Source organism: Zetaproteobacteria bacterium, from assembly GCA_003696765.1.
Classification (GTDB): domain Bacteria; phylum Pseudomonadota; class Zetaproteobacteria; order Mariprofundales; family J009; genus RFFX01.
This window is the reverse complement of record RFFX01000057.1, coordinates 1-15,672: the sequence shown is the minus strand read 5'-3', so window position 1 is coordinate 15,672 and position 15,672 is coordinate 1. Positions and strand designations below refer to the sequence as shown.

The window sequence follows — 15,672 nt, the reverse complement described above, 5'->3', positions numbered from 1 at the left end:
GTCGTGTCCTGCACCACCACATGCTGCACCGCGCTGCCCGTGTTCCCGTAGGCGTCCGTCGCCGTCCACACCACCGACGTCGTCCCCAGCGGGAAATCCGCCGGGGCGTTGCTGGTCAGGGTAAAGGGCGACAGGTCGGTCACTGCGGGAGCGGCGAGCGCGTAGGGGGTGCGCGGTCCGGTCGCCTCGATATAGACGTCGGCCGGCGACACGATGAGCGGAGGCACGGTATCCGCGGCCGAGACCACCGCGCTGCTTGCCTGTTGCGCCGCCGCGTAGGGGTCGAAGGCGGGCCCAAGCACCCCGCCCGCACCGGTGACGGCGGCAAACACCTGCCTGGTGGCCGCCGCCGCCTGCTGCAATGCGGTGGTGGAGAGCGCCCCGGCGGCGGGGGTGACGCTCTGGATGGTGCGGGCGACGAAGCTGCCCAATGCCCTACCGTTGCTGGCGTTGCCGACATCGACCCCCGCCTCCTCCGCCGACGCGATGAGCGAGGCGACCAGCTTGTTGACCTCCTGCCGGCGCAGCGCGGCGGGCATCGCGCCCAGCGGCACACGCACCGGTGCCCCGGCGGCGGTGCTCACCACCGCTTCTCCGCCGGTCACCGGCGTGCCGTAGATATCGTCCCCGGCTACCGCCGTACCGGGAATGGCAAAGCTGTAGGGCTCGCGCACAGCCTGCTGCGGCGCGGTCGATTTCACGCTCACCACCGGCGTGGCCGCCGGGGAACGGTTGGCCAGCACCAGATCGGGCGTGCCGTCCCCATCCTCATCGCGCTCTTTGAGATCGAGCGCATCCATCACCGCATCCAGCCCGGTGCCGTCGGCCTTGAAGGTGGGGTCGGTCAACGGATTCTTGGCGCCCAGCCTGGTGAAGGCGGTCAACCCCAACTGCTGCATCAGGCGGGTGGCGCCGCTCTGCACCTGACGATCGAGGGTGGCGTTGCCCTGGGCGGCCGCGGTCGGGAAACCGGCATCGATCGCCGCGCTGTTGGGGGCACCGATGGCCTGCGCCGTCACCAGCGTGGAGAGCGTCGTGGTGTTGATACGCCCGGTGCGGGTCATCATCGCGTAGATCGGCGGCAGTCCGCCGGGACGGATAACCTTGAGCAACAGGGGATAGACGAAATTGGCCGGCACCGCTCCCTGATAGCGGCCGGCGGCGTCGGTGGTCAGGATGAGTGTCTGCGCCGGCACCGACGAATCCCGCACCGTGAGGGTGGTTCCCGCCAACGGCGCACCGGCGGCGGCGACCCCTCCCAGCCAGACCTGCATGGTCACCGGCACGTTGATCGGCACGCCGGTGAGGTTCTGCGAGGCGGAAACCCCCTGGTAGAGCTTGACGTTGGCACCGTCGAAGGCGGCGACGGTGAAGGTGATGCCACTGCCGTTGGGGACGTTGAAGGTGACGGTGAAGTTGTTGGCGGCAGTGGCAGTGACCGGACCGGCGATGGTGGCGCCGGCAGCGTCCTGCGCGGTGACCGACATCGACACCACACCGGCGGGAACGGTTCCTGCCGGAGCAAGTGCACCGCCGGCCACCGATGCACCGCCCAGCGAGATGGTCACCGGCGTATAGCCGGCTGGTGCCGACGCCCCCCCGCCGCCCCCACCACAGCCGGAAAGCAGGGATACGATCAGCGTGACGACCACGACCGGAGCCATGCGGCCCGCGGCGAACGCCATCAACCGATGCACCACCCCAGCTGTAATCATGACTTCAACCCCTCATCCCCGGACAGGATGCCAGAGAGCCTAGCGTACTACTATAACATCCTGCATGCCGTTGTCAACCGCACCGCACCCGCGGAATCCCGCGGAAATGGTGGTTTCGCAAGAAAGCCATCATCGCGGGCACGGACGGTCGCCCAAATCCGGAGGGTTCCTTTGCAACCGCAGCCGGAGGAGGCATTGCGCCACAGCGCGAACGACCTCCGGAAAAGAGGCGAACCATCCCCATCCGCAACGGGCGGGGATGTGAGCTGGATCACACCGGAGGTCGGGGGAGGAGGGGATGACGGCTGCGCACGAAACCATCTTCGTCATCGCGACATGGGCGCGTCGCGCAAATCTGGAGGAGACGACCGCGGCAAGCCGGGCAACACCTCCGCGGAGGGACGCGTTGCTAGAGGATCAGAGGAGTCGTCAGCCGCCCCGGCGCTGCCGCCTCCGGATGGTGCGCACCGCCAGCAGCGCCTCGATCAGCACCCAACAGGCGAGCAGGAAGATCACCCCGCCGACCACCGCCACCGTGAACTGCTCGTGACGCAACGCCTTGACGATCCCCAGCACCATGCCGGAAATCGTCGCCCCGAGCACCAGCACCATCGGCAGCATGGTGTAAAGAAACGGGCGCTTGTTGCGGTAGAGCCACAAGGTGACGGTCAAGAGCGTCAAACCAGCGAGGATCTGGTTGGTGGTGCCGAACAGCGTCCAGAGAAACAGCCCGGCCGGCTTGCCATCAACCCGGAAAAAAGCGAAAAACCCGATCGCAGCCACGGCCAGCGCGGTGGCCACAAAGCGGTTCTCCAGCACCTTGACCCCGATGGTGGCGCCGATCTCCTGCAGATTGAAGCGCAACAGCCGCGCGCCGGTATCGACGCTGGTCATGGCAAAGCCGACCACCACCACGCTGATGAAGGCGGCGGCGAAATCGTGGGGCAGACCGAGTTGATGGATGAAGTTGGCGTTGCCCTGAATGAAGACCCCCAGCTTCTGGTGCAACCCCACCGCCTTCTGCCACGAACCGTAGAACGCCTCCCACTGGGCACGGCTGGTGAAGGCGCCGGCGGTGGTGGCCAGCACGGCGAGCAGCGCCAGAAGCGACTCGCCGATCATGCCGCCGTAGCCGATCAGCGGCGCATCGCTCTCGCGATCCAGCTGCTTGGCGGTGGTGCCGGAGGCGACCAGGCCGTGGAAGCCGGAGACCGCACCGCAGGCGATGACGATGAAGAGGAAGGGCAACATCGGCGGCGCACCCACCGGATGGGGGTTGACCGCAGGAGCCGCCCACCGCGGATCGAGGATGAAGAAGCCGATCAGCATGGAGAAGAGTGCGAGGTAGAGCAGCAGGGAGTTGAGGAAGTCACGCGGCTGCAGCAGCAGCCAGACCGGCAGCACGCTGGCGGCGAAGGCGTAGACGAGCAGCGACCAGGTCCAGCCTGCGGCGGAGATACCGGTGACCGGCATCCCCAGCCCCCACCAGGTGGTGAGCAGCATGGCGACGAAGCCGGCCCCGATCAGCGGCCACAGCGGCAGGTTGCGCCGATGGACCAGGAAGCCGATCACCATGGCGATCACCATCAGCGAATAGGTGGGAAAGACCGCCTCGGGATGGGATGTGGCCGGAATACGGGCAGGATCGGGCGCGGCGAAGAGGCCGGAGATGACCAGCACGAATACCCCCATGGCCAGCGCAACCAGAAAGAAGATGACCAGCAGGAAGAGCAGCCGCGTGCGCGGTGAGATGACCTCTCTGGCGATCGACCCCACGCTCTCGCCTCGGTGACGCACGGAGAGGACCAGCGCCGAGAAGTCGTGCACCGCGCCGACCAGCAGCGTACCGAACACCACCCAGCAGAGGGCCGGGATCCACCCCCAGATCACCGCGATCGCCGGGCCGAGCATCGGCGCCAGACCGGCGATGGAGGCGAAATGGTGGCCGAAGAGGACATAACGGTTGCACGGCAGGTAGTCGACATCGTCGCGCAGCGCATGCGCGGGCGTCTGCCGCCGCTCCGACAGCGCAAAAACCCTGGCGCCCAGCACCCCCTTGGCGTAGAAGCGGAAGAAGAGCAGGTAGCAGAGCAGCATCAGCATGGTGACGGCCATCGGCGACATGGCTGCTATCCCTCCCGCAGCCCGAGCCAGTCGAGCAGGCGCCGACGCAGCAGTTGCGCATCACCGGCGATGAAGAGGCGCTTGGCCCGCGCCGTCCGCCCGCTCCGCACCGTCACATCGCGCACGGTCACCCCCAGCCCTTCGGCCACCACCTGCGCCACGGCTCGGTTGGCCTTGCCCCCTTCGGCCGCCTCCCGCACCGCCACCTTGACGGCGTTGCCGTGCAGCCCGCGCACGCCGGGATTGCGCGCACCGGGCTGGGCATGCACCCGCAGGTAGAGCCCGTCACTGCCGCAGTCGCACACCCCTTCGGGAATCACCCGTAGATCAGCGACAACGCAATCCGCTGCAACGTCTGCACCAGGAAGACGTTGAGGAAGTAGATGACCAGCAGCACCACCATCGGGGAGAAGTCGATACCACCCAGGTAGGGCAACCGGCTGCGCACCGGATAGATCATCGGCTCGGAGAGCTGGTTGATGATCCGCACCAGCGGATTGAAGGGGTCGGGCGAGACCCAGGAGAGCACCGCCCGGGCGATCACCACCACCGTGGCGGCACTGAGCAGGATATGGAGGACACCTGCGACCCCCTGCAGCAGATAGCCCAGAACGTACAAACTCCTAGCACCCCCGCCGGGCCAGCTCCCGCGACCGCCTGCCCGCCGTCTGCACCGCGCGGCGGACGATGTCCGGCAGCCCCTCGTCGTACATCACATCGAGCGCCGCCTGGGTGGTGCCGTTGGGGCTGGTCACCTGCTGGCGCAGGGAGGCGGGATCGGCGCCGGTCTCCACCAGCATGCGGCCGGCGCCCAGCGCGGTATGGGCGGCGAGCAAGGCGGCACTCTCCGCCGGCAGCCCCATCGCCACACCGCTGGCCTGCAGCAGCTCGGTCAGCAGGAAGAAGTAGGCCGGCCCACTGCCGGAAATCGCCGTCACCGCGTGCAGTTGCGCCTCGTTCTCCACCCAGATCGTCTTGCCGCAGGCGGCGAGCAGATACTCCGCCCGGGCGCGGTGCACCCCATCCTCCTCTTCGCTGTAGAGCGCGGCGATGCCACTGCCCACCTGCGCCGGGGTGTTGGGCATGGCACGCACCAGCGCCACGCGGCAGTCGCCCAGCCAGTGGCGGATCCGGCCACACTCGATGCCGGCGGCGATGGAGAGCAGCGTGGCATCGTCGCCCAGCCGCGCGGCCACCGAGCCGACCACCGACTGCATCTGCTGCGGCTTGACCGCCAACACCACCAGCCCGCAGTCGCCGATCCCCTTGACCTGGCGGCTCTTGACCCGCACCCCGAACTCGTCGGCCAACGCCTGGGCGCGCGCTCCGTCCGGCTCGATGACCAGCACCCGATCCATGGCATGGCCCCCACGCGCAAGACCGGCGATCAATGCCCGCGCCATATTGCCACCGCCGATGAAGGCCACGGACAACTGCCGATGATTCAACCCCATGATGACTCCTGCCCCCCGGAATGATGGCGACGTCGCGGGAAACCGCACAAAACCGGAGGTTGCGCATGCAACCGACGGCTTCTCAGGGCGATCGAAGAACGCGCCCTTCGATCGCCGGCAAGCCCACAACTCATGGACGGGCCTCTTGCGATCGGATCAAGCCCGTCGCACATCCCATGCACCGAACAGCGCCGATCCGACACGAATCATGGTCGCCCCCGCGGCCAGCGCCTGCCGGTAGTCGTGGCTCATGCCGACACAGATGTGGCGCATGCTCTCCCTCCCCACCTCCCCCTTCAAGCGGCGCAGCCGCGCCACCGCGGCCGCCGTATCCCCATCCCTGGGCACCATGGCCATCAATCCAACCACTTGCAGCTGCGGCCACTGTTCCAGCTCCCGGCAGAATGCAGCGCACTCCCCGGCAGCGATGCCGCTTTGTTGCGGCAGCCCGGCGAGATTGACCTGCACCATCACCGGCAGGGGCGGCCGCCCCTCCCCAAGGCGGCGCGCCACCACCCGGGCGCAGTCGAGCGAGGCGAGGCTCAGCCACGAGGCGGCGTACTCGGCGATGTATTTCCCCTTGTTGCGCTGCAGCGGCCCGATCATGTGCCAGCGGCAGTGCGGCCAGCGCCGGGCGCGGTCACGCAACTGCTGGGGACGCGATTCGCCGAAATCGCGCGCGCCGGCATCGATCAACGCCGCCACCGCCGCATCGGGCGCATACTTGGAGACGGCGACCAGCCGGGCGTCGTGGTCGCGTGCCAGCCGGTCGATCTCCCGCCAGCGCGCGATCAGCGCCGCAACGTCACTCATCGCCGCTGCAGCATGAGGAAGCTGAGCACGCCGTAGAAGACCACCGCCTGGGCGAGCAGCAGCCAGGTGGCAAACAGCGAACTCTTGATGATGGCCAGCGCCGCCAGCCCCATGAGCAGGGTGAAGGCGGTGATCATCACCACCGACGCCGCCTGTGAGCAGCCCATATCCATCAGCCGGTGGTGCAGGTGGTCGCGGCCGACATACTCGATCCACTGCCGCAGCGTGCGCACATCACCCCGTGCGATCCGCGCCACCGTGGTGTAGATCATGTCGAAGATCATCACCGAGAAGATGAGCAGCGGCGCCGAATAGGACTTGACCACCCCCTCGCTCGACCAGTCGCCCATCAGGGCGATCGCCGCCATGATCCAGCCGAGGTAGGTGCTGCCGACATCCCCCATGAAGGTGCGTGCCGGCGCACGGTAGCGGGCGTTGTCGGGCAGAAAGCCGAGCGCGCCGCCGGCGACGGCGAAACAGAGCTTCAACATGTACTCCTGATCGGTGTGCCAGGCGAGCAGCCCCATGAGCAGCGACACAACCACCGCCAGCCAGCCGGCCAGGCCGTTGATGCCGTCGAGGAAGTTGAAGGCGTTGGTGATGCCGATCATCCACAGCGCGGTGATCACAAACTCCAGCGGCCACCACCAGAGGCTGTTGCCCAGATCGGCATGGATGCCGCAGAGCATGAGAAAGAGCAGCGCCACCGACTGAACCAGCAGCTTGACCGCCGCCGAGAGCGGCCGCAGGTCGTCCCACAACGACAGGCAGGCGACCACCGTCGCCGAGATGGTCGCCCCCTTGAGCGCCAGCGAGTAGTCGAAGTTGAGCAGCAGGGTCAGGTTGACCGCGCAAAAGATGGCCACTCCGCCGATGCGCGGCGTCGGCTCGGCGTGGACCCGCCGGGCATCGGGACGGTCGATGGCATCGATGCGCCAGGCCAGGCGGATCACCCACGGCATCAGACCAAAGGCGACCCCCGCCGCCCCGAAGAGCAGCAGTACCGTACTGGTGAAGAGGCCGGAGAAGCGGTGGGTCATCATCGGCAGCAGCAGCCCCGCCGCCAGCGCCGCCAGCCGCACCGCCGGATGATCGACCCACGCCCGACTCACGCGAATGCCTCGTCGACCGCCTGTCCGATCCGCGCGATCTCCTCCTCACTGCAGTCGGCAAGCAGCGGCAACGACACCCAGCGGGCGAAGGCCTGCTCGGCGCCGGGACAGCAATCGCCGGTGGCGCGGGAGAGCGGCTGCTGCACCGGGCGCGCGGCCATCACCCCACGCGCCCGCAACCGGGCGACCAGCGCCTCCGCCGGATGGGCGCCGCGCACCAGCAGGCGGAAGGCGTTGCCCGTGGCAAAACCCGGCGCGACCACGCCGCCGGCCGCCTCCACCCGGGCGGCGAGCCGCCGCCCGATCCGCCGGCGGGCTGCGGCCAGCGCGTCGGCCTGTTCGATGCGCAACCGGGCGAGCAGCGCGTGCAGATCGGAGAGCAGATGGTGGCCGCAACCGGCGGGCAGCTCCCCGGCCACCCCGTCGGGCTCAACCATGCGCCGCAGCAGGGCCGCCTCCCCGGCGTCGTCGAGCAGCAGCGCCCCGCCGTAGGCGCCGCCCCACGGCTTGGTGGCGTGGAACGAAGCGATCGCGATGCGGCCGAAGCCGCCGAGTGCGGCCCCATCCAGCGCCGCCCCCGCCGACTGGGCGATATCCTCGATCAGCGGCCGCCCCCAATCGTCCGCCACCGCCGGCTCGACCATGCCGAAGGGGTGGGCCACCACCAGTGCGGCGCAGCCAGCAGGCAATGCGGAGCGCCGCAGCAGCAAGGTGTCGGGATCGCAGTCCCAGGCTGTCGGCACCATGCCGGCCTGGCGCACCGCAACCAGCAGCGAAGCGCAGGCGAAGGCGGGGATGGCCACCCGATCGCCGGGGGCGGCGACCAGACGCAGGGCGAGGGTGAGCGCGGCGGTGCCGGAGTCGACCGCCACCGCGCAACGGCGGCCGACCACCTCGACCAACGCCTGCTCCAGCGCCGCCACCTCGGCGCCGGCGGTCACCAGGCCTGAGGCGAGCAGCCGGTCGACCCCCGCTCGCATCTCGGCGGTGAAGCGGGGGCGGGCGTGGGGGATCGGCGCGGTCAGAGGCGCATCCGGATGGGGACGAACCCCTCGGCACAGGCCAGCTTGCCCTGCACGCCGCGGAAGTGGGCGTTGGCGCGGGCGATCTCGATGATGTCGAGCGCCACCCGCGTCTTGTCGCGCTGCGAGGCGTGGGCGGCCAGGGCCGCGAACTTGCTCTCCATCCGGGCGGCGATGTCCATGAACAGCGTCGGGTTGAAGTCGATCGACGACGGGGTCTCGTAGGCCAGCACATTGGGGACCCAGCGGGTCACCGAGCGGGTCACCTCGGCCAGGGTTCGGTGGTCCTGATGGGTGTCGCGCTCGAAGTTGACCAGCACGGTGTCGGGCCGGATCTCGCGCAACAGCACCTCCAGCCGCGCCATCAGCGCCGGTGCGCACTCCGGCAGCCGGGTATCGTCGAATCCGCCCCAGTGCAGCCCGGCGACCCCGAGCAGCTCCGCGGAGGCCAGCTGCTCACGCCGCCGCACCGCCGCCTCCCCGCCGACCCCGCCTTCGGTGGCGACGAAGAGGTGGACCCGGGCGCCGCGGGCGCCATATTCGGCCAGCGCGCCGCCGGCACCGATCTCCACGTCGTCGGGATGGGCGCCCAGCGCCAGCACCACTTGCTGCTCAGCCATGATCAGATCGCAAAAAGTCCCTCCATGGACTTTTGCTTGACGGCAATCGAAGAGCGCGGTCTTCGATCGCCTTACAAAACCGTCGGTTGCATACGCAAGATCCAGTTTTGCGCGGCACACCAACGCCGCGCTGATGGTTTCCTGCGACACCATCAGCCATCCGCGACTCCTCCCATGCCGCGCACGATCTCCGCCGCCTGCGGCCCGCAGTTGTAGAGCAGATCGACCACCGACAGGTGGGAGACAAACGTCCCGTGCAGCTGTGGATAGCGCGGCGCCTCCACCCGCTGAAAACAGAGCGCCAGCCCCGCCTCGGCGAAGGCCTCGCGCCGCAGGTAGTTGCGCCCCTCGGCGCCGGAGAGGTAGCCGGTGGCACCGAGCTGGCGGCAGAGGGCGATAAGCCGCCCGGTCGGCTCCTCGGGGGCGGCATCCATCTCCGAGGCGACGGCAAGCGGCGCGGTGCAGCCCAGCTGACTGCCGAGCAGCCGGATCACGGCGATGTTGAGCCGGCTAAGGCGCCATCCCTCGTCCGCCGCCCGGGCCAACAGCCGCTCCAGCGGCGGCCAGTAGTCGCCGAAGAAGGGGGCGCGGGCGTAGCTCTGGCGGATCGATGCGATCTGCTTGCGCGCCCACCGCTGCCCTGCGATCTCCACCTCGTGGATACGCTGGCCGAAGCGGTAGTGGACCGGCACGGTCAGCCACTGCACGCCGTTGGCGCCCTTGATGCGATTGCGGTTCTGCCACTCGTTCTTGTGGTACTGCACCGTATCGAGGATGACGAAGGCATCGGCGACCATCCACTTGTGGAAGAAGCCGGGCCACGGCAGGTAGTTGGGCTGATGGATGGCGACCAGCCGGCTCAGCGCTTCCCCCCCTTGACGCGGATGAAGAAGGGGTTGGCCTCCATCCGGATCCCCCCCTGTTCCGGGATGCGCAGCCGCACCACATGATCCCCACCCTTCAGATCGAGCGGAATCGCCACCGACTTGCCGGATCCCACCGGCAGCGACGGCGCATCGATGGCCAGGCCGTCGGCCACCACCTGCGCCACCAGCGATTCGGGGTTGCGCCCCACCTCCGCCTCGGCCACCGGGGCGAGCGCCACCACCAGGAAGAAGGGCCCCGGCCCCTGGATCGAATCACCGGGCAGCGCCACCTTGCCCCGACCATCCGACACGCCGAGCGCCCGCACCCGGATCGCCGCCCCCTTGGTCTGCTGCCAGGCGACGGCATGCCCCTCCTGCAGCGCCATCAACACCCCGGCGGGGGAGTGCTCACGCACCCAGACATCCATCGGATAGTCCCCGAGGTAGAGGCCGAAGCCCCCCTGGTAGTGGAAGTCGCCGGCGGCCACCGCCCACAGCGGCCGTTTCTTCTCTCCGCGCAGGTACTTCTGCAGGTAGCGATCCCACGGGCCGCCGACGCTGCAGTTGTGGTCGCTATCGCCGTAGAGGGCGGCGAAGGCGTCGGCATGGGGACCGTCGAAGACCTTGTCGCTGTAGGGCTCGGTCTCCACCTTCACCCCCAGCGCCTCGGTGCGCATCCCCGACCGGGTGCCCGGATGGGCCCAGATGGTGAAGAGCTTCTCCTTGCGCGCCGTCTGAAGGAAGTCGAGATCGGCATCCTTCTCGTGGCGCAACTGCATCAGCCAGGTGGCCATGAAGGCGACGAACGAGGCGAAGAGCAGCAGGGCGACGGCGCGCCGCCGCCGGTAGAGGAGGAAGAGCATCAGCAGGAAGACCGACACCGTCCAGAAGACGACGGAGAGCTTGAGGCTGCTGTGCATGTGGCTCAGGCGGTAGCTGGGCAACGCCTCGACCTGGCGCGGACGCTCCACCCCGAGCGCGATGATGTGCTTGTCCGAGCCGTGCAGCACGAAATCACCCCGGAAGGGGATCCCCGTCCAGTGGTAGCCCGGGGTCGACTCGGTGCCGGCAAGGAAGATCATCCGCGGATGGGCAAGGCGTATCTCATTGAGATCTCGAAAAAACTTCTCTACACCGGTGGTGTAGAGCGACGGCCGCTCGTAGGTGTAGCCGAGGATTCCGGCCACCGGATCGATGCCGTAACGCACCGCCGTGCGGTCGTGCTCGGTGAAGGCGAGCACCTCCACCCCGCGCGCATGCGCCATCTGGTAGAGCTGGGCGAAGCTGTGCTTGCCGTCGGAGTGAGTGCTGCGCACATCGATCACCGTGCGCAGCGGCCGCGGCAGCTTGAGCACCGCATCGCGCACCCGCTCGCGCAGCGTGTGCGCAACCTTCTTGACCTTCTGCTTCGGTTTGGGCTTCGGCTTGGGGCGCAGCGCCTCGTCGGCCGCCTCCAGCTCCTCGATCACCGCGTTGAGCCGATCGAGCACCTCTGCGCGCGACGCCTTGCCGTTCCCGGCATGGGCCGGAACCGCCGCACCGAGCAGCAGCACGAGCATCAGGCTAATCGATCGCATAGGCGCGCCACACCCCTTCCATCATCGCCTCGACGGAGTAGCGCCGTGCCCGCCGGGCCAGCGCGGTCTGGCAATCGTAGCCGGCAAGCAGCGCCCGCGCCACCGCCGGGGGGTCGTCACCGTCGACCACCGCCCCCACCGTGTCGTCGACCAGCTCGGCCAGACCGCAGACATCGGAGACGATGCAGGGAAGCCCAGCCGCCATCGCCTCGACCACCGCCCGCCCCATCCCCTCGTTGCGCGACAGCAGCACGAAGCGCTCGGCATCGGCCAGCCAGGGCAGCGGATCGTCCCAACCGGCGAAGTGGACCGCCTCCCCCAGCGCAAGGCTGCAGGCCAGCGCCTCCAGCGCCGCGCGCTCCCGCCCATCGCCGACGATGGCCAGCCGGGCATGGGGCTTGCGCCGCGCCACCTCCGCCCAGGCGCGCAGCAGCCGATCCATCCCCTTGACCGGCTCCAGCCGCCCGACCGATACCGCCTGCCAGCGCCGCTTCCCCCGCCCGGCGCGCAGCCGCTCCACCCGCGCGGCGATCGCGGCGACATCCACGCCGCTGGGCACCACCCGCCACTGTTCCGGTCGGCCGATGGCCCGCGCCAGGTGGTCGTCCCGCTCGGCGACGGTGAGGGCGATCAGGGTGTCGCAAGCATGGGCCAGCAGCCGCTCGATGGCGATAAACAGCGCGGTTTTGGCGGGGGAGAAGTAGCCGTGGAAGATGTGGCCGTGCGGGGTGTGCACCACCCGGGCGCCGAGGCCGAGCGCGGCGAGCCGACCGAGCACGCCGCCCTTGGATGTATGGGTGTGCACCACCTGCGGGGCAAAACGGCGCAACCGGCGGCGAATCGCCCACCAGCCGACCGCATCGTGCAGACCGATCTCCCGCCGGAGCGCGGCGACCCGCTCCAGCCGCCCGCCGGCGGCACGAAACGCATCGAGGTCGCGGGCCAGCGCCGCCTGCTCGGCCGCACCCATCGCCGAATCGTCAGCCGGGCCGCAGAGCAGCAGCACCGCATGGCCCGCCCGCGCCTGCCCGGCGGCGGTGATCAGCGTGTTGACCGCCGAGCCGCCGCGATCCAGGCGGGTGATGATGTGGGCGATACGGACCACCCCCGGCCCGCCGCCGGGGGGAAGGCAAGCGTCTGTGCTAGGCGCCGGCCTCACCCGCCGGCCCCAGCGTGCCGACCAGCTCCGACCAGCGGGCAAGGCCGTGCCGCTGCAGATAGGCGCGCATGCCGTCGAGCAGTTTGGGGCAGAGCAGCGGATCGTAGAAGAGGCCGGTGCCGACACCGACGGCGTCGCTGCCGACGATGGCGAAGTCGATCGCATCCTCCGCCTTCGTCACCCCGCCCTGACCAAGGATCGGGATGTGGTGGCGCGCGGCCACCTGCCGCACCTGATGGACCTTCCACAGCGCCACCGGCTTGATCGCCGGGCCGGAGAGGCCGCCGGAGACGTTGGCCAGCACCGGCCGGCGCCGCTCGCGGTCGACCGCCATGCCGACCAGCGTATTGATCACCGACAGCCCGTCGCTGCCCGCCTCGATCACGCAGCGCGCCACCTCGGCGATGTCGGCGTTGTTGGGCGAGAGCTTGGTGATCAGGGGCTTGCCGGTCGCCTTGCGCATCGCCGCCACCACCCGCGCGGCCATCGCCGGATCGTTGCCGAAATGGACGCCGCCGGCCTTGACATTGGGGCAGGAGATGTTGATCTCGATCGCCGACACCGGCGAATCGTCGAAGATGCGCGCCACCTCGGCGTACTCCTCGGGGCTGGTGCCGTTGGCGTTGGCCCAGAAGTGGGTCTCCTGCCACGGCAGCCGCGGCAGGATCTGCTCGACCACGACGCGGGCGCCGGGATTCTGCAATCCGATGGCGTTGAGCAGCCCCGACGGGGTCTCATAGAGCCGGTGCGGCGCATTGCCATCCCTCGGCTCCAGCGTCGTCCCCTTGAGGATCACCGCGCCGACGTCGCGGTGGGAGAAGCCCGCAACACGCGGATACTCCTCGCCGAAACCGACGCAGCCGGAGAGCAGCACCAGCGGCGTCCGCAGCGTAAGTCCGGCGAAGCGAACCCGCAGATCGGGGGGTTCGGTCACATGTAGAGCCCGCCGTTGACCTGCAGCACCTGGCCGGTGATGTAGGCGGCATCCGGCCCGGCGAGGAAGGAGACGGCGGCGGCGATCTCCTCGGGCGTACCCATGCGGCCGGCGGGGATCCGGCTGTCGATCGCCGCCCGCTGCTTCGCATCGAGCCGGTCGGTCATGTCGGTGCGGATGAAGCCCGGCGCCACGGCGTTGACCGTGATGTTGCGCCCGGCCACCTCACGGGCCAGCGAGCGGGTCAGCGCCTCCACGCCACCCTTGCTGGCGCAGTAGTTGGCCTGACCGACGTTGCCCATCGCCGCCACCACCGAAGAGATGTTGATGATGCGTCCGCCCCTCGCCTTCATCATCGGCTTGAGCACCGCCTGCGTGGCGAAGAAGACCGCATCGAGATTGGTCTGCAGCACCTGCCGCCACTGCTCCGGCTTGAGGCGCAGCGCCAGCCCGTCGCGGGTGATGCCGGCGTTGTTGACCAGCACGTCGACCCGGCCGAAGGCCTGGACGGTGTCGCGCACGAACGCCTGCACCTGCCCGGCATCGGCGACATCGACCGCCAACCCGCGCACCTCGACGCCCCGGCTGGCGGCAATCTCCTCCGCCGCCGCCACAATGGTCTCCCGCCGTGTGCCACAGATCGCCAGATCCATGCCGTCCGCGGCCAGCCGCTCGGCGATGGCCCGGCCGATGCCGCGGCTCGCCCCGGTCACGATCGCCACCGGTCTGCTCATTGCCTCCCTCCTGCCTTGTCCAGATTGGCGCCCATCGCGCCGACCGTATCCCCGGTCATCACCTCGATGCGCCGGTCGATCCGCCGTACCAGCCCCATCAACACCTTGCCCGGCCCCATCTCCACCGCTTGCCGCACCCCACGGCCGGCCATGGCCGAAACCAGCGCGCTCCAGCGCACCGGGCTGGTCAGCTGAGCCACCAGGGCGCGGCGCACCGCCGGCGCATCGGCCACCGGTCCGGCGGTGGCGTTGCTCCACAGCGTACGGTCGGGATCGCGCAGCGGGATCGACTCCAACGCCTCGGCCAGCTCGGCGGCGGCATCGGCCATCAGCGGGGTGTGCGAGGGTGCGCTCACCTTGAGCACCACCGCCCGCCGGGCGCCGGCGGCGCGGGCCTGCTCCACCACCCGGGCCACCGCCGCCGCCCGTCCGGCCACCACCACCTGCCCGGGACAGTTGAGGTTGGCCGGCCACACCGCCGGATTCCCATCGGAGGCCTGAATGCAGAGCCGCTCCACCTGCGCATCCTCCAGCCCGAGGATCGCCGCCATGCAGCCCTCCTCCCCGCCGCAGCGGGCCATCGCCCGCCCGCGCAGCGCCACCAGCCGCACGGCGTCGGCGAACTCGATCGCCCCGGCGGCGACCAGCGCCGAATACTCTCCCAGGCTGTGGCCGGCGACATGGGCCGGCTCGGGGCCGCCGTGCAGCCGCCACCAGCGCACCATGGCGCAGGAGGCGACCAGCAGCGCCGGCTGAGTGTACTCGGTCCGGTGGAGCCGCCCGTCGCCATCATCGGCGATCAGCGCGGCCAGATCGTAGCCGAGCAGGTCGGAGGCCTGCGCGAAGAGCCGCGCCACCTCCGGCGCATCGTCGGCCAACTCGCGGGCCATGCCCGCCGTCTGCGACCCCTGACCGGGGAAGAGCCAGGCAAGATGGTGCTGCACGATACCTCCTTGTGCCACGCCCCCGTCGCCTCGGGAATGACGGCTTCGCAAGATCCCGGCATCGCGGCGTCGGTGTGCCGCGCAAAATCGGAGCTTGCGCACGCAAACGTCGGTTTGTGGAAGGGGGGGCGATGAGCGCGTTCGACCCCCGTCAAACAAACAGCCATGGGCGGACGTTTTGCGATTCGATCGGGAATCGAAGCGCGCGCCTCGATCGCCGTCAAGCAAACGGTCCACGGACGGAGGTGTTGCGATGCGATCGGGAATCACCCGCCAACAGCGCCCGGTAGATCGCCTCGAAGCGGGCGACATGCCGCCCCCAGACGAAGCGCATGGCGTGCCGCCGGTTCCGCTCGGAGGCGCCGCCTTCCGCATCGAGCATTCCGGCCACGGCCTCGGCCAGCGCGGCGGGATCCTCGGGCGGAACCAGCCGGTAGTCCCCCTCCGGCGGCACCACCTCGGGGATGCCACCGACCCGGCTGGCCACCACCGGCAGACCGTGGGCCATCGCCTCCAGCAGCACGATGCCGTAGGGCTCGCTGCGGCTGGGCAGGACGAAGAGGTCGGCCGCGGCCATCGCCCGATGCACCGCCTCCGG

The 15,672-nt window shown here is 69.6% G+C and carries 15 protein-coding genes and 1 pseudogene; all 16 read right to left on the bottom strand.

The window, feature by feature from the left end; genetic code table 11:
* Window positions 1-1,700, bottom strand: a 1,700-nt coding sequence (locus D6682_06050) for a hypothetical protein (protein ID RMH50872.1), incomplete at its 3' end; no start/stop codon positions are given.
* A gap of 444 nt (window positions 1,701-2,144) precedes the next feature.
* Complete coding sequence (locus D6682_06045; protein ID RMH50871.1) at window positions 2,145-3,839, bottom strand: carbon starvation protein A; 1,695 nt, start codon at window positions 3,837-3,839, stop codon at window positions 2,145-2,147.
* A 5-nt stretch (window positions 3,840-3,844) separates the two neighbouring features.
* Window positions 3,845-4,159 (bottom strand): DUF167 domain-containing protein, encoded by a 315-nt coding sequence (locus D6682_06040; GenBank protein ID RMH50870.1) that lies wholly within the window; start codon window positions 4,157-4,159, stop codon window positions 3,845-3,847.
* Entirely contained in the window at window positions 4,156-4,458 is a 303-nt protein-coding gene (locus D6682_06035; GenBank protein RMH50869.1) for a YggT family protein, read from the bottom strand. Before D6682_06035 ends, D6682_06040 begins: the two co-directional genes overlap by 4 nt.
* A 4-nt stretch (window positions 4,459-4,462) precedes the next feature.
* Complete coding sequence (locus D6682_06030; GenBank protein RMH50868.1) at window positions 4,463-5,293, bottom strand: pyrroline-5-carboxylate reductase; 831 nt, start codon at window positions 5,291-5,293, stop codon at window positions 4,463-4,465.
* A gap of 156 nt (window positions 5,294-5,449) precedes the next feature.
* Complete coding sequence (locus D6682_06025) at window positions 5,450-6,106, bottom strand: YggS family pyridoxal phosphate-dependent enzyme (protein RMH50867.1); 657 nt, start codon at window positions 6,104-6,106, stop codon at window positions 5,450-5,452.
* Complete coding sequence (locus D6682_06020) at window positions 6,103-7,188, bottom strand: undecaprenyl/decaprenyl-phosphate alpha-N-acetylglucosaminyl 1-phosphate transferase (protein ID RMH50866.1); 1,086 nt, start codon at window positions 7,186-7,188, stop codon at window positions 6,103-6,105. Before D6682_06020 ends, D6682_06025 begins: the two co-directional genes overlap by 4 nt.
* A gap of 26 nt (window positions 7,189-7,214) precedes the next feature.
* Complete coding sequence (locus D6682_06015; protein RMH50865.1) at window positions 7,215-8,198, bottom strand: DegT/DnrJ/EryC1/StrS aminotransferase family protein; 984 nt, start codon at window positions 8,196-8,198, stop codon at window positions 7,215-7,217.
* Window positions 8,199-8,239: 41 nt separating this feature from the next.
* A complete protein-coding gene (locus tag D6682_06010; protein ID RMH50864.1) occupies window positions 8,240-9,013 on the bottom strand; it encodes a PIG-L family deacetylase in 774 nt (257 codons plus the stop codon).
* Complete coding sequence (locus D6682_06005; protein RMH50863.1) at window positions 9,013-9,657, bottom strand: hypothetical protein; 645 nt, start codon at window positions 9,655-9,657, stop codon at window positions 9,013-9,015. Before D6682_06005 ends, D6682_06010 begins: the two co-directional genes overlap by 1 nt.
* A gap of 225 nt (window positions 9,658-9,882) precedes the next feature.
* A pseudogene (locus D6682_06000) lies at window positions 9,883-9,969 on the bottom strand (RNA-binding protein).
* A gap of 1,320 nt (window positions 9,970-11,289) precedes the next feature.
* Entirely contained in the window at window positions 11,290-12,588 is a 1,299-nt protein-coding gene (locus tag D6682_05995; protein ID RMH50862.1) for a glycosyltransferase family 1 protein, read from the bottom strand.
* Window positions 12,446-13,396, bottom strand: coding sequence for a dihydroorotate dehydrogenase (locus D6682_05990; protein RMH50874.1), 951 nt, complete (start codon window positions 13,394-13,396; stop codon window positions 12,446-12,448). The genes D6682_05995 and D6682_05990 overlap by 143 nt, the downstream gene beginning before the upstream one ends.
* Window positions 13,393-14,130 (bottom strand): 3-oxoacyl-[acyl-carrier-protein] reductase, encoded by a 738-nt coding sequence (gene fabG, locus D6682_05985; GenBank protein ID RMH50861.1) that lies wholly within the window; start codon window positions 14,128-14,130, stop codon window positions 13,393-13,395. Before fabG ends, D6682_05990 begins: the two co-directional genes overlap by 4 nt.
* Window positions 14,127-15,386 (bottom strand): [acyl-carrier-protein] S-malonyltransferase, encoded by a 1,260-nt coding sequence (fabD, locus tag D6682_05980; GenBank protein ID RMH50860.1) that lies wholly within the window; start codon window positions 15,384-15,386, stop codon window positions 14,127-14,129. Before fabD ends, fabG begins: the two co-directional genes overlap by 4 nt.
* Window positions 15,295-15,672 (bottom strand): glycosyltransferase (locus D6682_05975; GenBank protein ID RMH50873.1); only part of this gene is annotated, 378 nt, incomplete at its 5' end. The genes fabD and D6682_05975, both read right to left, overlap by 92 nt.